This is a genomic window from Amycolatopsis heterodermiae (genome assembly GCF_034929455.1).
GTDB classification, from domain to species: domain Bacteria; phylum Actinomycetota; class Actinomycetes; order Mycobacteriales; family Pseudonocardiaceae; genus Amycolatopsis; species Amycolatopsis heterodermiae.
The window spans coordinates 230,828-248,226 of the sequence record NZ_JAYFSI010000008.1 but is presented as its reverse complement, the minus strand read 5'-3'; the positions used below and the strand labels follow the sequence as shown (position 1 = coordinate 248,226).

The window sequence follows — 17,399 nt, the reverse complement described above, 5'->3', positions numbered from 1 at the left end:
GAGGATCGCGTGCCGCTAGCACCCGCCGGTAGGGCCGGGAGATCTTGCTCGGTTCAGCTGGGACGAAATTGGTCTGTTCCAGTGACTGCCGCGGCCGGTCGTGACCCGGCCGCGGCAGACCACTTCACCGAGTGGAGCGGATGGCGCGCCGTCGCGTCCACAGCAGCAGGGAACCGCCCGCGGCCAGGAGTGCGAGGCCCCAGTAGACGCCGGTCAGGCTCACGCCGGTCGAGGCCAGGTCGCCCGGCCGGAACGCGACGTCCGGGACCAGGTCCGGGCCCGCGCCGCCGGAAGCGCCCGGGCCGCCCGGGTTGCCGGCGGGCGGGAGGGTCGCGCAGCTCGCGGCGAGCGTGACGGTCGGCTCGTCGAGTGCGTCGCCGGCCTGGTAGAAGCCCGCGAAGGCGTCCGAGCTGGTCAGGGCCGCCTTGATCGCCGACACCGTGAGCGTGCCCGCGCCCGGGGTCGTGGTGGCCGTGGCCAGGTCGAGGTTCGCCAGCGCCACGCCCGGTTTGCTCACCGGCGGCGACGGTGCCCCGGCGGTCGTCTTCAGCTCGACGTCCGCGGAGAGCGTGCCCTTGCCCTGGGCGATGGTGAGCTTCGGGTTGGCCAGCACCAGGGTGAAGAAGTGCGCGGGGTAGCTGAACGCGACCTGGCCGCCGAACTGCGCGGTGAACTCGCCCGCCGCCGTGTACTGCCCGCTGCCGAGCGGGAAGCGGTACGCGCCGGTCGGGATCGGCTTCCCGGCCACCTCGTCCAGGTTCGTGACCTCCGCGCCGCCGGACGCGGTGATCGTGTTGCCGGTGCCGCCGCCGACGTAACCGCGGAAGCTCTTCTTGAAGCCCCACACCAGGTTTCCCTGCGTGAGCGCGCCGGGGGAGAGGACACAAGCCGAGGGCGTGGTGGGTGTCGTCGACGTCGGCGGTTCGGTGCCGCCGATCTCGCCGGGGAACACGAGCTTGCCCGGGTCGAGGTCCGTCGCGGCCGGGTAGAACCCGGCGAACGCGGCGGCGCCCGCCTCGGTGAGCGTGGCCGTCTCGATGTCGGCGACGACGTTGTCGCCGTCCTGCCGCGGCGCTCCCTTGAACTTCAGGCTCGCGAAGTCCACTTCGGACGGAGTGCGCACCTGCTCGGGCGCGGTCTTGGTGCCGTAGAAGGAGTAGCCGACGGTCGCGCTCAGCTTCCCGGTGCCGTCACCGGCGAAGGTGACCTTCGGGTTGGACAGCTCGAAGTTCCAGATCAGGTGCGGTTCCAGGGTGAACGTGACCCGGCCGCCGAAGGCGACCGAACCCTTGCCGGTCTTGCCGTCCCAAGTGGACGTTCCGGCCGGCCAGCGGTACGGGGACGGCGTGGCCGCGGCGCCCCGGTCGGCCGTCGCCGTGCCGCCGAACCGCTCGACGTAGGAGCGCCAGGTCTGCTTGAGACCCCAGTCCAGGCCGGTCGTGGACGCGGGCGGCGGGTTACCGGCGCCGGTGAACTTCAGCGCGGTCGTGCTGTCCCAGGTCAGGTCCGGGGTGTCCCAGCCGAACACGTACACGCTGAACGGCTGCGTCGCGGCGTTGTAAGTGGTGCCGGCCGAGGTGTACTCGGCCTTGACCGGGACGGTCAGTTCCCAGCTGCCGTCGGCGTTCAGCGGGATCTGGACGCCGACGGCGTCCCTCTTCACCAGCTTGCTGACCTGGAAGCCGGTCGCGGTGCGGGTGCGGACGTCGTCCTTGGCCGGGCCGACGCGGACGCCGAACCCCTTGCCGTCGTTGGCGTCCGGGGCGAACCCGGTGCCCTTGACGGTGATCGACGTGCCCGCCGGGTCGAGCCCGGTGGCGGGCGTGACGGTGACGGCGGGGGTGGTCGCGGCCGAGGCCGGTGGTGCGCCGAGAGAGCCCAGTACCGCAGTGGCCAACGTCACGGCGGCCCATCTTCGCAGGTTCACGAGCCGGTTCCTTCCTGATCGGGGGAGCTCCGGCGGCGGCGCCGCAGGAGGGGCGGGACGGTGAGCGCGGCCACCGTCACCAGCAGGGCGACGGCGGCCACCACCCACCACAGCGCGCCGCGTGACGCCGGGGCCTCGGCGGCCGCGGGCTGCGGAGTCGGGGTCGACACCGGACTCTGTGAAGCGATCGTCGGCGTCGTGACCATCGGGGACGCGACTGTCGGTGTTGGACTGTCGCTTGTGGAGGGTGAAGCCGGAGGTGGTGCCGCAGTCTTTGTGGGGACGGCGAAGCCGACCGGGGTGAACGTCTCGTTGTTCGCGTTGACCACACCGTGCGCGCCGACCGTGATCAGTCCACAGCGGACAGTGAGGCAGTCGACGTCGACGACCTTGCCGTCGCGGTCGGTCGAACGGAACCGGGCGCCGGGCACCACGAGCTGAGTGCTCCACGCGCCGTCGGCCGACAGTTGCCCGCCGTTGGCCGACGACGCCGTGTCGCTGCCCGGGAACGCGACGAACCGCTGGAAGCCGCGGTTGTCCTTGCTCTCCTTGTCCGGCACGTACCGGTAGGTCGCGCCCGCGGCACCGCCCTTGCTGGGCGGCCAAGGGCCGTCGGCGACCCAGCCGAACAGCACGTAGATCCCGCCGTACCCCTTCGGGACGGACTGGAACCCGCTGCCGCGCAGGGTCAGCGTCGTCGCGTAGTCGGGGTCGGCGGTGGCCGGCGAAACCTGGACGCGCGCCCCGGCGGCCTGCGCCGGGGACGCGTTCGCCAGCAGCAGCCCGGCCACCAGCGCACTCGCAGCGGATCTGCGCATCAACTCTCCTTCGCCGATCGGTAAGGCAGGACAACGGGACGTCCGGTCCTGGGGTGCGGGAACACCTCGACCGGGTGGCCGTAGACGTCGCTCAGCACGGTCTCGGTGAGCACGTCGGCCGGCGGCCCGAGCGCGGCGAGCGAGCCGTCCCGCAGCAGGGCGACGCGGTCGGCGTGCGCGGCGGCGAGCCCGAGGTCGTGCAGCACGACGAGCACGGCGTCCCCCTGCCCGGCGCGCCGCGCGGCCAGCGTCAGCACCTGTTCGGTGTGGCGCAGGTCGAGGGCCGCGATCGGCTCGTCGAGCAGCAGCAGCCCGGCGTGCTGCGCGAGGACGCGGGAAAGCGCCGCGCGCGCCTGCTCACCGCCGGACAACGTCGTGAACCGGCGTTCGGCGAAGCCGGTGAGGTCGGTCGCCGCGAGCGCGGCGTCGACGGCGGTGTCGTCGTCGGCCTCGGCCGGGGTGCGCCGCCACGGCGCCCGGCCCATCCGCACCACCTCGGCGACGGTGAAGGGGAACGTCACGGTGTGCTGCTGCGGCAGCACCGCCCGGCGGCGCGCCAGTTCCGCGAGCGACCAGGACGTCAGGTCGGCGCCGGCGATCCGGACGGTCCCGGCGTCCGGCGTCAGGTCCCCGGCGAGCAGGGACAACGCCGTCGACTTGCCCGCGCCGTTCGGCCCGGCCAGCGCCAGGACCTCGCCCGGCCGGACGTCGAGGGAGACGTCCCGCACCAGGGGTCTGCCGTCGATCGTGTAGGTGACGCCGACGAGTTCGGCCGCGGCGGTCACGCCCAGCCGCCCGACCGGCGCCGGGTGCGCAGCAGGAGCCAGAAGAAGAACGGCCCGCCGACCAGCGCGGTGAGGATGCCGATCGGCAGGTCGGCGTAGTCGAACAGGGTGCGCGCGGCGAGATCGGCGACACCGAGCAGGAACGCGCCGGCCAGCAGTGACGCCGGGACCAGCACCCGGTGCCCGGGCCCGGTGACCATCCGCACGCCGTGCGGCACGATCAGCCCGACGAACCCGATGATCCCGGAGTAGGACACGGCGGCCGACACCATCAGCGCCACCACGACGATCCCGGTCGTGCGCAGCGCTTCGACGTTCACGCCGAGGTGCCGAGCCGGGCGCTCGCCGAGCGCGAGCAGGTCGAGCCGCCGCGCGAGCATCAGGGACACGACGACGCCGACGGCCATCAGCGGCAGCACCGACCAGACGTACGGCCAGCGCGCCGAGGCCAGCGAACCCAGCTGCCAGAACACGATCTGCTCCCGCGCGGCCTGGTCGCCGGAGAACATCAGGAAGGCGATCACCGCGCTCGCCACGGCGTTGACCGCGACGCCGGTGAGGATGAGCGTGACCACCTCGGACCGGCCACGGGAGCGTGAAAGGCCGTAGACGGCCAGCGTCGTCAGCAGCCCGCCGGCGAACCCCAGAGCGGGGGTCGTGAAGGCGCCGAGGAACGCCCAGCCGGCCACAATGGACAGACTGGCGCCGACCGCGGCCCCGGCCGAAACACCGACGACCGCGGGCTCGGCCAGCGGGTTGCCGAACAGGCCCTGCATCAGGGCCCCTGACACGCCGAGCACACCACCGACGAGCAAAGCGAGCACCACGCGGGGAAACCGGACCTGCCAGAGCGTCCCTTCGGCGAACGGGTCGGCCAGGCCGGGCCCGAGCCCGATCCGGTGCAGCAGCGACGCGACGACGTCGGAGAGCGGGATGCCGAACTGGCCGACGCCGGCGGACACGCACGCCACGACCACGGTGGCGATCCCGAGCCCGGCGAACAAGGCGGTGACGCGGACCGGACGGCTCATCCGGCCGCCCCCGGCGCGTAGAGGGCGCGGGCGAGCGCGTCGAGCACCCCCGGCGTCTGCGGCCCGAAGCCGAGGATCTGGCTGTCGGCCATGTCGACGAACCGGCGGTGCAGCCCGGCGGGCGTCTGCGCGACACCCGGAACCTGCAGCAGGCCTTCGGGTCCGCCGACCGATTCGAGGCCCTTGGTCATGACGAGGATCACTTCCGGCCGGGCTTTGACGAGCGCTTCCGGGTTCACCGGGCGCATTCCCTCGACGCCGGCCTCGCTCGCGACGTCGACCGCGCCGAGTGCGGTGATCAGCGAGTCGGCGCCGGACCCGCGGCCGAACAGGTAGTACACGCCGGCCTGGCCGCGCAGGTAAAGAAAGACTGTGCGTAGCTTTCGCGCCGGGTCGGACGGGGCCAGCCGGGTGATCTCGGTGCGCTTGGCGGTGATTTCGCCGGTCAGCCGGTCAGCAAGGCGTTGCCCGGCTTCGGGGACGCCGAGCGCGGCGGCGGTGTCGTGGACGAGCGCGCCGACGTTGTCCATGGAGCGCCGGGAATCCAGGACGACCACGGGGATCCCGGAGTCGCGCAGCTGCAGCACCGCGTCCCACGGGCCGAGGGTGGTGTCGGTCAGGACCACGGACGGGCGCAGCGCGAGGATCGCTTCGGCGTTGAGCTGGTGGCCGTTGCGCGTGACCAGCGGAAGCTTGCGCGCGGCGGGGAAACCGGTCGAGACGTCGCGGCCGACGACGTGATCACCCAGGCCCAGGCCGAAAACCGTCGCGGCGAGCGTGCCGGCCATGTCGAAGGCGAGGATGCGGCCGGCGTCCGTGACGGTCACCTTCGTGCCCTGGTGATCGGTGACGGTGACCGGCAGGTGCTGCGCGGGCGGCGCGGCGGTGATGTCCGGCTGGGCGAGCACGGCGGTGCCGGGACCGGTCCGCGCCTTCGGATCCGGCAACGGCGTCAGTGCGGCGAGTGGTGCGACGGGCCCGCCCGCCGGGGCGGAAGTCGTTGGCAGGACGGAACATCCGGTCACCACGGTGAGCACGACGGCAGCGAGGAGCAACCCCCTTGACAACATTAGGTAAGCCTAACCATATTACCAACGGGATAGGTAAGGCTTACCTAATCCTGTTACCCCGTCGTGATCGAAGGGACGATCCCCGCATGTCGAAGAGATCCACCGTGCTCCGCGCCGCTCTGGTCACCGCCACCGCCGCGGCGGCCGTCACCGCGCTCGCCGCACCCGCGTCCGCCGCCGGCGGCTCGGCCACCCACAACGGCTTCACGCTCACCGCGTCCAACGCCACCGGCCTCGCCGCCGCGGGCGAGACGGTCACGGTGACGGGCAGCGGCTTCAGCGCGTTGAACGGCTACTACGTCGCGCTGTGCGGGGTGCCCGAGGACTACAGCTACGGCACGAAGCCCAGCCCCTGCGCGGGCGGCGACGGCCAGGGCGGCACCGGCGTCGGCCCGTCGGCGTGGGTGACGAACTCACCGGGCGGCACCTCGCCGATCGCGGCGAACGGCACGTTCACCACGCAGATCCGTGTTGTGCGGGCCGGAACCGGCTTGGACTGCGGCGACCCGTCGGTGACGTGCGCGATCGTCTCGCGCCGTGATCACCTGTCGGCCGGCGACCGCACGGCCGACGTCTTCATCCCGGTGACGTTCTCCTGATCCACCGCTGCCGCGCCGCTTCGGTGCCGCTTCGGCGCCGCTTCGGTGTCCGCCGAAGTGGCGCGGCAGTACCGTCGGCTGCATGACCGAACTGCAGGTGATCGCCCGGCACACGATCGCGCCGGGCCAGGAAGAAGCCATCCGCGTCTTCTACCCGAGGCTGGTGGAAGCCGCGCTGACGGAACCCGGCTGCCTCGCCTTCGAGGCCTACCACCGGTTGGACGACGAACGGGAAGTCGTCCTGCTCGAGCGTTATGCCTCACGCGAAGCCTTCGACGACCACCGGGAGACCAGCCACTTCAAGGAGCTGGTCCTGGGCGAGATCGTCCCGCGGCTCGCGCACCGGGTCGTCGAGACCTACGAGGTCGCGGACTGACCTCCGGTTCTCGCTAGTGCCGACGCCCGCGGTTGCTGGGGCCATAACCCGCCTGGGTGTTGAACGTCGTTCGCGATCCTGCGCGCGGCCCGGTGCCAACCGAGCTGTGGATGGGCGCCGTATCGCCCAGCTGGTCGGCGTGATCACCGGCACCGTGGGAGAGCTGCGAGTCGACCACGGCCCGGCCCCGGCGCGAGGAACGGCGGAACAGCGGGCGGACTGGCTGGTGGGGCTTGCGGTTCAGCAGCTCCGTGTTCTGGCCGGACGTGCAGAGTGTGGATCAGGGGGCCCGCTTTGCGCGCAATGTGGTTCCGCCGGTGCAGACGGCGCGGGTTGGCTGGTGCGGCTCGTGTTCTGGCTGGGAGGCAGAGGCTGGGCCAGGGGGTCCGCTTCGCCCGCGATGTGGTTCTGCTGGTGCGTGCGGCGGTGTAGGGCGCGGCCTGGGCTGGGTTGGCTGGTGTGGCTCCTGTTCTGGCTGGGAGGCAGAGGCTGGGCTAGGGGGTCCGCTTCGCGCGCGATGTGGTTCCGCTGGTGGCGGGGGCGGGCTGGCTGACTGACTTGCGGCCGGGTAAGTGGCTCACCGGCTTCGTGTTCTGGCCGGAGGTGCAGAGTGTGGGCCAGGTGGTTCGCTTCGCGGGTGATGGGGCTCCGCTGGTGTAGCGGCAGTGCGGAGTTGCTGGTGAGCCTCGTATTCTGGCCCGAGGTGCAGGGTCTGGCCCGAGGTGCAGGGTCTGGGCCAGGTGGTCCGGTTCGCCGCGATGTCGTCCCGCTGGTACGTGAGGCTGTGTAAGCGGCGCGGCTGGGGCGGGGTGGCTGGTGCGGCTCGTCGTGGTGCACGGGCTCAGGCCAGGGGGTCGGCTTCGCGTGCGATGTGATTCCGGTTGTAGCGACAGGGCCGGCGTGGCTGGGGCCGAGCAGTCGTTCACCGGCTTCGTGTTCTGGCCGTGAGGCAGGCTGGGCCAGGGTCCGCTTCGCACGTGATGTGGTTTGCGCGCGGCGCGGTGCGACTGGCTGCGAGCAGTCCTCACCGGCTTGGGGTTCTGGATGAAGGGGCAGTGTCTGGGCCTGGTGTCCCGCCTCAGCTGCTGTAGCCACGGACCCGGCTTCGGGTCCTGGCCAGGGGAACAGCGCCCGGACCAGCCCTACCTGCAACGTGGTCCCGCCGGGATTGCCGGGCTGCCAATTGTTGGCTGACCGTGTGGTGGCTGTGTGGCCCGATCCGATTCCGGGTTCTGCGTCCGTTTTGGAACGAGTCCGTTATTGGGCCTGTGCGAATGTCGAACGGGCCGGCCCCGGGAATGCGGAAGGGCCCCGCACCACTGGGTGCGGGGCCCTTCCGGCGTAGAAGCTACTTCACTTCTTCTTGGCAGCCGACGTGCGCTTGGCCGGGGCCTTGGCAGCGGCCGGCTTCTTGGCGGCGGCGGTCTTCGTGGCGGCGGCGGCCGGCTTGGCCGCGGCCTTCGCCCGCGTGGTGGTCGCCTTGGCGGCGGTGGCCTTGGCCGGGGCCTTGGCGGCCGCGGTCTTCGGGGCCGCCTTGGTGGCGGTCGCCTTGGTCGCGGTGGCCTTGGCGGCCGGCTTCGCCGCGGTGGCGCGGGTCCGCGTGGCCGTCGCGCGGGCGGTGGCCGGCTTGGCGGCGGCCGCGCGCGGGGTGGTGGCCCGCGTGCTGGTGGTCTTGGCCGGGGCCGACGCCTTGGCGGTGGCCGCACGAGTGGTCGTGCTGGCCGCGGTGGCGCGCTTGACCGGCGTGGCCTTGGGCAGCTTCTTCGTGCCGGAGATGACGTCCTTGAAGGTGGTACCGGCGCGGAAGGCGGGCACGTTGGTCTTCTTGACGCGGACGGCCTCGCCGGTGCGCGGGTTGCGAGCGGTGCGGGCCGCGCGGGCACGCTTCTCGAACACGCCGAAGCCGGTGATGTTCACCTTCTCGCCCTTGTTGACCGTCCGGATGATGATGTCCACCAGACCGTCAACGGCCTGCGAAGCCACCTTCTTGTCGCCCAGACGCTCCGACAGCGCCTCGATCAGCTGGGCCTTGTTCGTCATTCCAGTCCTCCATAGTGGAACTACTCGTACACGGCCCATCTCGGCCGACACTGCACACGGTATTACCAATACCGCACAAAATCCAACTGGGGGTCGAAATATTTCCTTGTACGGGGGCGGGTTCCGCCCCCGGAGAGGCCCGCTCCCGACCCGGGCCGGAACGGGCCTGGGATGCCGACCATGGCCCTGAGCAGGCAAAACCCGGTTCCGGTGTCGTCCACAGTGGTCGTCCATATAGGACCGGCGGGGTCTTCGAAGACTTTTTGGCCGACACGCCGAAGAGGGCGCGTCCGGCGTGTGTCGGATGCCACGCCGGCCCCGATCCCGCGCTGCGATCGGGGATCGCGGGCCCTCCGGAGGCCTCCGCACAGCCCCGCGTGGGCCCCCGAAGCACCCCCGCGACGGCCCTCGGGACGCCGCTTCGCCCTGGAGCGAGGCGAAAGCCGGTAACACCGAGCCCCGCCCGGACGACCTTCCCGGCGAACGGGGCACCGCCCGAAATGCCTGTGGTGACTAAAAGATCTTCTCCGAAGGGTGAACTCACTCGTTCGGCCCAGCCGTGGCGTGCGGTGACGTCCCGGTACCGCGGGAGCCGCAACGCCGTGTTGGCCGTGGCCACGGAGTTCCGGCGGGCTAGTCTGCGGCCGGAGGAAGCGCCGGGCGGACAGGGAGAACCGTGGACCAGGAGACTCTCACCACCGTGGTCGGACGGGTGGCGGGCACCGAGGATTCGACGCCGCTGCAGTTCTGCGTGGCCATCGATCCGGATGCCTATCTGCAGCTCGACGACGTCGTCGTGACACGGCGGGACCTGCCGGGGCGCGGCGAAGTCGTCTCCTACGGCGTGGTCACGCAGGTGAGCGCGCGGCACGAAGGCGCCAGCTTCGGCAGCGACGTCTTCCTGATCTCGGACGGGGTCCTGCCCGCGCAGGTGCAGGAGATCGCCGAGATCGCCACCACCCGCGTGGAGCCCGAGTGCTACGTGCCGCCGCGGCCCGGCGCCGAGGTCTCCCGTGCCGTGGGGGAGGATCGCGCGCAGGCGCTGTACTTCGACAACATGACGCGGCAGGTGCCCGTCGGCCTGGGCCGTGACGGCGAACCCGTGTACCTCAACCTGGACTTCCTCGACGGGACGCGGGGTGCGCACGTCAGCATCAGCGGTGTCTCCGGCGTCGCCACGAAGACGTCGTTCGCGTTGTTCCTGCTGCACTCGATCTTCCGCGGCGGCGCCCTCTCCAACGCCCACAACGCCAAGGCCCTGGTGTTCTCGGTCAAGGGCGAGGACCTGCTGTTCCTCGACACCCCCAACATCCACCTCGACGCGAAGCTCCAGGAGGAGTACGCCAAGCTGGGCCTGCCCGCGGAGCCCTTCGCCTCGGTCGGGTTCTACGCGCCGCCGACGCCGTCGGACACCACGGGGAAGCCTTACGTCACCGGGCGGACCTCCGGCGTCGGCGCCTTCTGGTGGACCATCGCGGAGTTCTGCGCCGGCGACCTGCTGCCCTACGTCTTCGCCGACGCCGAGGACGAGCGCAACCAGTACACGATGGTCATCCACCAGGTCGCGAACCGGTTGCGGCTGGACAGCACCCCGGCCGGGAAGGACGGCGCCGCCAACGTCGACGGCGTGCTGTGCCGCACCTACGCCGAGCTGATCGACGTCGTCTGCGACCGCGTCACCGACGAGGAAACCCGCGCGAGCTGGGCGGGTGCGGTCACCGGCGCGGGCACCGTCAACGCGTTCATCCGCCGCCTGCGCTCCAGCCAGCGCGCGCTCAGCGGCCTGATCCGCGGCGACCTCACCGATCACGGCGCCCGCAAGCTGTCCACGGAGAACCAGCAGGTGACCGTGGTGGACATCCACAACCTCGTCGAGCGCGCGCAGCGGTTCGTCGTCGGCGTGACGCTCGCGGCGGAGACCGCGCGCAAGGAAGCGGCCGGCCCCGGCGGGCTCCTGTTCACGATGCTGGACGAGCTCAACAAGTACGCGCCGCGCGAAGGCAGCAGCCCGATCAAGGAAGTCCTGCTGGACATCGCCGAACGCGGCCGGTCCCTCGGCGTGATCCTGATCGGCGCGCAGCAGACCGCGTCCGAGGTCGAGCGCCGGATCGTCAGCAACAGCTCGATCCGGATCGTCGGGCGCCTCGACGCCGCGGAGGCTTCGCGCCCCGAGTACGGCTTCCTCCCGGCCAGCCAGCGGGTCCGCGCGACGCTCGCGACGCCCGGCACGATGTTCGTGAGCCAGCCGGAGATCCCGGTGCCGATCGCGGTCGGCTTCCCGTTCCCGGCCTGGGCCACGCGGCTTTCCGAGGCGGGAAAAATACCGTCGGCGACGGCCGGGTCGAAGAACGCCGATCCCTTCGCGGGCCTGCCGACGCGCGGCGGCGACGATCCGTTCGGCGACGACCCACCACCTTTCTGAGCCCCACCGGCCGAACGGAAGAACGGAAGGACGTCGCGTGAAGTTCCTGCACACCTCCGACTGGCACATCGGCAAGACGCTCAAGGGCCGCAGCCGCCTGGACGAACAGCGCGCCGTGCTCGGCGAGATCGTCCGGATCGCGCGGAAGGAGGCCTTCGACGCGATCCTGGTCGCGGGTGACCTCTACGAGACGTCGGCGCCGTCGGCCGCCGCGCAGGAACTCGTGGTGCGGGCCCTGATGGCGCTGCGCGAAACCGGTGCCGAGGTCCTGGCGATCGCCGGGAACCACGACCACGCCGCGACGTTCGAGGCGTACCGGCCGCTGCTGCGCGCGGCGGGCATCCAGCTCTCCGGCGACCCGCGCCCGGCCGCGGACGGCGGGGTCGTCTCGTTCGACGCGCGTTCGACGGGTGAGCGCGTCGACGTCGCCGTGCTGCCCTTCCTTTCCCAGCGCTACGCGGTGCGCGCCGCCGAGCTGCTCACCGGGACACCGGCGGACAACGTCGGCCACTACGACCAGCGCGTGCGCGACATCCTGGAGCACCTCAAGTCCGGTTTCACCGACGGCGCCGTCCATCTCGTCATGGCGCACCTGACGGTGACGGGCGGCGCGATGGGCGGCGGGGAACGCGCGGCGCAGTCCATCTTCGAGTACCACGTGCCGGCGACGGCGTTCGGCGCCGACCCGCACTACGTCGCCCTCGGCCACCTGCATCGGCGCCAGTCGCTGCCGGCGGCCTGCCCGGTGCACTACAGCGGCGCGCCGATGCCCGTCGACTTCGGCGAGCAGGACAACACGAGCGTTGTGCTGTCGGTGGAAGTGACACCGACCACACCGGCCAAGATCACCGAAATCCCGCTGACGTCGGGGCGGAAGCTGCGGACCGTCCACGGCACGGTGGCCGAACTCGTCGGCCGCGCCGAGGAGTTCGGCGAGGACTACCTGCGGGTCTACGTCCGGGAAGCGACCAGGGCCGGGCTGCGCGAGGAGATCCAGGAAGCCCTGCCGAACGCGCTGGAGATCCGCATCGACCCGGAGTTCGCGGCGCCGATCACGGCGTCGGGGAGCGAACGCGCGGTGGCGGACCGGTCACCGGGTGAGCTGTTCGCCTCCTACTGCGAGGAACGCACGGTGGACGACAAGAGGGTGCAAGCGCTCTTCGCGCGGCTGCACGACGACGAGACGAGCGGGGTGTGACATGCGACCGGTACTGCTGGAGATGACCGGCTTCGCGTCGTTCCGCGAGAAGACCGAAGTCAGTTTCGAGGACACGGACTACTTCGCGCTCGTGGGGCCGACCGGCGCCGGCAAGAGCACGGTCATCGACGCGCTCACCTTCGCCCTCTACGGTTCCGTGGCCCGCTGGGACCACGAAGGGCTCGTCGCCCCGGCGCTGGCCCCGACGGCGAACCGCGCCACCGTGCGGCTGGTCTTCGACGCGGGCGGCATCCGCTACCACGTGGTGCGGGAAGTCCGGCGCAGCGGCGGCAAGAAACCCACGGTCAGCGTGAAGAACGTCCGCCTGGAACGGCTCGCGGACAACGCCGCGCTCGGCGGCCCGGACGACGAGGCCGACGCGATCGCCGCCGACTCCGAAGTGACCCCGGCGATCGAACGCCTGCTCGGGTTGACGTTCAAGCACTTCTGCACCTGCGTGGCGCTGCCGCAGGGCGACTTCGCGGAGTTCCTGCACGCCAAGGCCGCCGACCGGCAGAAGATCCTCATCAAGCTGCTGGGCCTGGAGGTCTACGAGCGGATCGGCCGCCGCGCCAACGTGACCGCGGAGCAGCAGGCCCAGCGCGCGAAGGTGCTGGAGGAGCAGCTCGGCAGTTACGCCGACGCCACCGAGGAAGCCGTCGAAGCACTGGCCGCGCGCATGACCGCGCTGGCCGAGCTGGACGCGCGGGTCGAGGCGGCGCTGCCGGGACTGACCGACGCGACCCGCGCGCACGACGACGCACGGCAGCTCGTCACCACGCTGGCACGGGAACTGGCCGTCCTCGACGCGCTGGAACGTCCCGGCGGCGTCGAGGATCTCGAGTCCCGCCGCCGGACCGCGGCGGAGGCGGCCACGGCCGCGCGAACCACCCTGGACACCGCCGAAACGGCGGACGAGGCGGCCCGCGCCGCGCTGGCCGCCGCGCCCGACCGCGGTGAGCTGGAGCGGATCCGCGCCGCCCGCACGGAACTCGCCGACGCCGAGGCCGCCCTCCCCGGCCTGGAGAAAGCCGCGAAGACGGCATTGCAGGCGAAGGAGGCTGCGGCTGTCACCGTGGCCGAAGCCGTGTCCCTCGTCGACACCGCGCGCCGGACCCGCGACACGACGGCCCGCGCGGCCGAGAACGCCGCGGCCGAAGCCGCGCGCGTCCGCGGGGAACGGGACCGGCTGGCCGGGGTGCGGCCGCCGGCGGACCTCGGTGACCTGTCCGCGGAGTCCGCGCGCGTCGCGAAGCGCGTGACGGACGCGGCGTCCCGGCTGACCGCGGCCGAGACCGCCGACGCCGACGCGCGCGCCGCGCTCACCGCCCAGCCGGACGGCGCCGCGCTCACCGCGGCCCGTACCGACGCCCGCACCCTTTATACGGTGTGCGAAACCCAGCGGAAGGCCCTGCCGGAGCAGGCGGCCCGCCGGACCGAACTCGAAGCGGCACGGGCGGCTTTCACCGAGGCCGACGCGGAACTCGCCGCGGCCCGGACCGCGGTGTCCGACGCCGAACGCGCCGGGCAGGCGCTGGTCCTGCGCGCCGGGCTCGCCGTCGGGCACGCGTGCCCGGTGTGCGAGCAGGAGGTTTCGGTCGTGCCGGCGCACGACGGCCACGCGCACCTCGCCGAAGCCCGCGAGCGCCAGGACAAGGCGGAGAAGCGGCGCGCGGCGGCCGAAACCACCGTCCGCCAGGTGGAACGGGCCGTGGACCGCGACGCCGACCAGTCCGTTTCGGCGGCCGCGCAGGCGGAAGAGCTGCGCGCGGCCCTCGCGGACGTCGAAGGGCCGCCGGAATCAGCTTTGCTGCGACGCCCGGTCGAGGCCGGGTTTTCCGAGCAGGACTTCACCGATCTCATCACCGCCGTGCGCGAGCGGGGGGAGTGGCTGTCCGCGACGCTCGACGCGCGCGCCCGGGTCATCGAGGCCGCGCGCGCCGCCGACGCGGAACTGGCGGCGGCCCGCGCCGAGCGCACGCAGGCGCAGCGCGACGCCGATGTGGTGGAGAAGTCGGCCGTGGCGGCGCGGGAAGCGCTGCGCGCGGCGCGGGATCCCCTGGTGGAGCTGGGGGTGCCCGCGGTCGACGCCGACGACGTCGCGGCGGGCTGGCAGCGTCTCACCGCGTGGGCGGCTTCGGCGCTCGAGGACCGGCGTACCGCGTTGGGCGCGCTCGAAGCGGCCGCCGAAGCCGCGGGTAAAGAGGCCGTCGTCGCGGCCGACGACCTCGCGTCGGCCGAGCGAGCCGCGGAAACCCGCCGTACGCAGGCGAACGACGCGGGCCTGGCCGAGCAGTCGGCGCGGTCCCGGCAGGAAACGACCACTCAGCGGCGGGACGAACTGGTCGTGACGCTCGCCGAAGCGCCGTCCGCCGACGTCGTCACCTCACAGCTGGCGCAGGTCGCTTCCCTCGAACAAGCCGCGCGCGCCGCCGACGCGGACCTGCGCAAGGCGCGTGCCGCGGCGAAGCAGGCGGCCGACGGCCAGGCGAGCGTCGTCAAGGAAGTCGAGGCCGAGCGGCAGAACCTGTCCCGCGCCCGCGATCCCCTCGTCGGTTTCGGCGCCCCGCCAATCGACGGCGAGAGCCTGCTGGACGCCTGGACGTCGTTGACGAACTGGGCGGCTGGGCAGGCGAAAGATCGCCGGGACCGGCTGGCGGGGGCGGAGACCGCCGAGGGTGCGGCCGCGGAAGCGTTGCGGGAGGCGGAACAGCAGGTCGCCGACGACGTCACCGCGCTCGGGGTCGCGCTGCCCGCGGGTCCGGTGCGCGACCGGGTGCCGGTGGCGCTGGCCACCGCGCGCGCCCGCGCCGAAGCCGACCACACGGAGATGCGGCGGCGGGTGGCCCACGTCGAAGGCCTGCGCGGCGACATCGCGGGCGCCGAGTCGGAGTCGCAGGTCGCGAAGCTGCTCGCGGATCTCCTGCGCTCGGACAAGTTCCCGCGCTGGCTGATCGCCGGGGCGCTCGACACGCTGGTCGCCGAGGCGTCCGCGTCGCTGCTGGAGCTGTCCGGCGGGCAGTTCGAGCTGACCCACGACAAGGGCGACTTCCTGGTGGTGGACCACAACGAGGCCGACGCCCGCCGCCCGGTGAAGACCCTGTCGGGCGGGGAGACGTTCCAGGCGTCGCTGGCCCTGGCGCTCGCGCTGTCGTCGCAGCTCGGCGCGATGGCCGCGGCCGGCGCGACCAAGCTGGAGTCGATCTTCCTCGACGAGGGGTTCGGGACGCTCGACGAGGCCACCCTCGACGTCGTAGCGTCCACATTGGAGAACCTGTCCGCGTCCGGCACCCGGATGGTCGGCGTGATCACGCACGTGCCGGCGCTGGCCGAGCGCGTGCCGGTGCGGTTCCTGGTCACCCGGGACGGCAGCGGCTCGCACATCAGCAGGGAGGGCGCATGACCGCGGTGGCGGGGATGAGCTTCAACATCGACGCCTGGGACCCCGGTTACGGCAGCTCGATGGAGGCCGAGGAGCTCGCCCGGTCGCAGGCCGAGGTCGAGCTCGACGTCGAGGTCCCGGCCGCGGAGTGGGCGCCGATCGACCCGTCGCCGGTGCCGTCGCCGCCGGACGCGGTGCTGTTCGTGGACGGCGTCCGCCGCATCGACGCCCGCGTCTGGATCGACGACCCGGAGGGCGCGAACTCCGCGTCCATCGGGATCTGCGCGTCCTACGCGGCCGGCGTGGTGTGCTGCTGCGCGGGCCGGGCGCACGTCGTCGGCGCCAACGTCCGGCGCGGGCTGTTCACCGTGGCCCCGGAAGCCGCCGGTATCGAGACGTCGGCCGGGCGGTACGAGGCGTTCCGCGCGACGGCCAAGGACGACAAGCCCCTCGCCGTGGTGCTGTCGTCGGCGCTGCAGAGCGAGCTGGCCGACGTCGAGCTGGAGACGGCCGAGGAGGCGCGCCGGGCGATCGCCGGGCACGTCGGCCACGACCTGCTCGTCGTCGACGGGCCGCTGAGCGGCCGCACGCACCTGCCCCGGGCCGTCGGGTTCATCAAGAGCCACCAGACGACGTACCTGCCGGGCGAGCTCAACGCGATGGTCGGCGAGCTCGGCCCGCACCAGCGCACGCCGGTGTTCCTGATGGGCACGACGTGGGTCCGGCACTCGTGGTACCTGCGCCTGCCCTCGGCCGGCGGCCCGCCGTGGTCGGGGGTGGTGCGCGTCGAGGCGGCGCCGCACCTCGCGCGCGAAGAGGTGACGGACCTGGCGAACGTCACGCAGTCGGTGCTCGGGCGGTTCGCGTCGGTCCCGTACAAGGACTCGCGGGCGCCGCAGAACCTGTACCCGATCGCCGGGCTGGAGCGCGACCTGCGGCACCGGCTGGGCGACCAGCAGTTCGTCTACCGGGCGCTGCGGCTGGCCGCGTCACGCTGAGCCGGGCCCCGGAGCGGTGGCCTGGGAAACCACCGCCCCGGGGTGTCCTTTGTGGAGGGTCAGCTCAGTGACCCGTCCCCGGTCTGCGGCGCGCCGGCCGGCTTGACCGCGACCTGCGGCTTCGCCGGCTTGGCGGGCTTGGACGTCTTGGTCGACGGCGGCTTCGGCTTCGTGGTCGGCGGCTTCGGCTTGGTCGTCGTGGTGGGCGGCGGCGTGCCCAGGATGGTGAAGCCCTGCGTCGCCGTCCGGCCATCCGTGCAGGGGAACGACGCGGTGTACCTGCCCGGCGTCTTGATCGCCGTCGTGTAGCCGGCGTGCTTGCCCCAGTTGCCACCCTCGCTCCAGCTCAGCGGGGCGGCGAACCCCTTGGAGGTGACCGGGCCGGTCGGGGTGCAGCCGTAGCCCACCCCGGAGAGCACCTGCGCGTAGATCTGCCCGCCCGGCTCCACCTCGGTCGTCATGCCCCACGTGACTTCGCCGGCCGCGCTCGCCGGGGCCGCCACGGTCAGCATCGCCGCGCCCACGGCCATTACGCCGATCAGTGTTTTCTTGAACATCCCTCGTCCTCCCTCGTTCCTCGCCTCCTCCACGCTTGAGCCGCGGAAACGGTTGAGTCCCCGGGATGTTCATGTACATGAACGACCATCGAGTCTATGTTTTGGTGCCACGTATGGGTTACTTTCTCACCCGGCTTTGGTCCCGTTCAGTGGCGAGGGAGACTCGATGCGTTACGGCCGAATGGTTCTTGCCTCC

General features: G+C 72.3%; 13 protein-coding genes. 6 read left to right on the top strand and 7 right to left on the bottom strand.

The annotated features are described in order from the left end of the window. Nucleotides 1-124: 124 nt before the first annotated feature. The 5 genes from VA596_RS31615 to VA596_RS31595 are packed head-to-tail and all read right to left on the bottom strand — an operon-like array spanning nt 125 to nt 5,508. A complete protein-coding gene (locus tag VA596_RS31615; RefSeq protein WP_323331860.1) occupies nt 125-1,927 on the bottom strand; it encodes an HtaA domain-containing protein in 1,803 nt (600 codons plus the stop codon). After that, nucleotides 1,924-2,745, bottom strand: coding sequence for a hypothetical protein (locus tag VA596_RS31610; RefSeq protein WP_323331859.1), 822 nt, complete (start codon nt 2,743-2,745; stop codon nt 1,924-1,926). The genes VA596_RS31615 and VA596_RS31610 overlap by 4 nt, the downstream gene beginning before the upstream one ends. Next, a complete protein-coding gene (locus VA596_RS31605; RefSeq protein ID WP_323331858.1) occupies nt 2,745-3,530 on the bottom strand; it encodes a heme ABC transporter ATP-binding protein in 786 nt (261 codons plus the stop codon). Before VA596_RS31605 ends, VA596_RS31610 begins: the two co-directional genes overlap by 1 nt. Further along, complete coding sequence (locus VA596_RS31600) at nt 3,527-4,561, bottom strand: FecCD family ABC transporter permease (RefSeq protein ID WP_323331857.1); 1,035 nt, start codon at nt 4,559-4,561, stop codon at nt 3,527-3,529. The genes VA596_RS31605 and VA596_RS31600 overlap by 4 nt, the downstream gene beginning before the upstream one ends. Next, entirely contained in the window at nt 4,558-5,508 is a 951-nt protein-coding gene (locus tag VA596_RS31595) for a heme/hemin ABC transporter substrate-binding protein (protein ID WP_323331856.1), read from the bottom strand. The genes VA596_RS31600 and VA596_RS31595 overlap by 4 nt, the downstream gene beginning before the upstream one ends. Before the next feature lie 209 nt (nt 5,509-5,717). Between VA596_RS31595 and VA596_RS31590 the strand changes: the two genes are divergently transcribed. Continuing rightward, the gene (locus VA596_RS31590; protein ID WP_323331855.1) at nt 5,718-6,230 is read left to right on the top strand and encodes a hypothetical protein; all 513 of its coding nucleotides are present in this window, start codon (nt 5,718-5,720) and stop codon (nt 6,228-6,230) included. A gap of 82 nt (nt 6,231-6,312) precedes the next feature. Beyond that, a complete protein-coding gene (locus VA596_RS31585; RefSeq protein ID WP_323331854.1) occupies nt 6,313-6,606 on the top strand; it encodes a putative quinol monooxygenase in 294 nt (97 codons plus the stop codon). A gap of 1,353 nt (nt 6,607-7,959) precedes the next feature. Here VA596_RS31585 and VA596_RS31580 read toward each other — a convergent pair. Further along, nucleotides 7,960-8,646, bottom strand: a complete 687-nt coding sequence (locus tag VA596_RS31580; RefSeq protein ID WP_323331853.1) for an HU family DNA-binding protein — start codon at nt 8,644-8,646, stop codon at nt 7,960-7,962. A 676-nt stretch (nt 8,647-9,322) separates the two neighbouring features. On the opposite strand from VA596_RS31580, the gene VA596_RS31575 reads away from it, so the two are divergent. The 4 genes from VA596_RS31575 to VA596_RS31560 are packed head-to-tail and all read left to right on the top strand — an operon-like array spanning nt 9,323 to nt 16,646. Continuing rightward, nucleotides 9,323-11,068 (top strand): ATP-binding protein, encoded by a 1,746-nt coding sequence (locus VA596_RS31575; RefSeq protein ID WP_323331852.1) that lies wholly within the window; start codon nt 9,323-9,325, stop codon nt 11,066-11,068. Between the two features lie 37 nt (nt 11,069-11,105). Beyond that, nucleotides 11,106-12,266: an exonuclease SbcCD subunit D gene (locus VA596_RS31570; protein ID WP_323331851.1), complete on the top strand. Its 1,161-nt coding sequence runs from the start codon at nt 11,106-11,108 to the stop codon at nt 12,264-12,266. 1 nt (nt 12,267) lies between these two features. Further along, nucleotides 12,268-15,669: an SMC family ATPase gene (locus VA596_RS31565; protein ID WP_323331850.1), complete on the top strand. Its 3,402-nt coding sequence runs from the start codon at nt 12,268-12,270 to the stop codon at nt 15,667-15,669. Next, nucleotides 15,666-16,646 (top strand): hypothetical protein, encoded by a 981-nt coding sequence (locus tag VA596_RS31560; protein WP_323331849.1) that lies wholly within the window; start codon nt 15,666-15,668, stop codon nt 16,644-16,646. Before VA596_RS31565 ends, VA596_RS31560 begins: the two co-directional genes overlap by 4 nt. A gap of 59 nt (nt 16,647-16,705) precedes the next feature. On the opposite strand, the gene VA596_RS31555 is transcribed toward VA596_RS31560, so the two are convergent. Then, nucleotides 16,706-17,203, bottom strand: a complete 498-nt coding sequence (locus VA596_RS31555) for a hypothetical protein (protein ID WP_323331848.1) — start codon at nt 17,201-17,203, stop codon at nt 16,706-16,708. Nucleotides 17,204-17,399: the final 196 nt, after the last annotated feature.

Excerpts from the sequence above, each read along its gene's own strand:
- VA596_RS31590 (WP_323331855.1), top strand. The coding sequence starts at position 5,718 with ATGTCGAAGAGATCCACCGTGCTCCGCGCCGCTCTGGTCACCGCCACC.
- VA596_RS31585 (WP_323331854.1), top strand. The coding sequence starts at position 6,313 with ATGACCGAACTGCAGGTGATCGCCCGGCACACGATCGCGCCGGGCCAG.
- VA596_RS31610 (WP_323331859.1), bottom strand. The coding sequence starts at position 2,745 with ATGCGCAGATCCGCTGCGAGTGCGCTGGTGGCCGGGCTGCTGCTGGCG.
- VA596_RS31555 (WP_323331848.1), bottom strand. The coding sequence starts at position 17,203 with ATGTTCAAGAAAACACTGATCGGCGTAATGGCCGTGGGCGCGGCGATG.
- VA596_RS31565 (WP_323331850.1), top strand. The coding sequence starts at position 12,268 with ATGCGACCGGTACTGCTGGAGATGACCGGCTTCGCGTCGTTCCGCGAG.
- VA596_RS31580 (WP_323331853.1), bottom strand. The coding sequence starts at position 8,646 with ATGACGAACAAGGCCCAGCTGATCGAGGCGCTGTCGGAGCGTCTGGGC.
- VA596_RS31560 (WP_323331849.1), top strand. The coding sequence starts at position 15,666 with ATGACCGCGGTGGCGGGGATGAGCTTCAACATCGACGCCTGGGACCCC.
- VA596_RS31600 (WP_323331857.1), bottom strand. The coding sequence starts at position 4,561 with ATGAGCCGTCCGGTCCGCGTCACCGCCTTGTTCGCCGGGCTCGGGATC.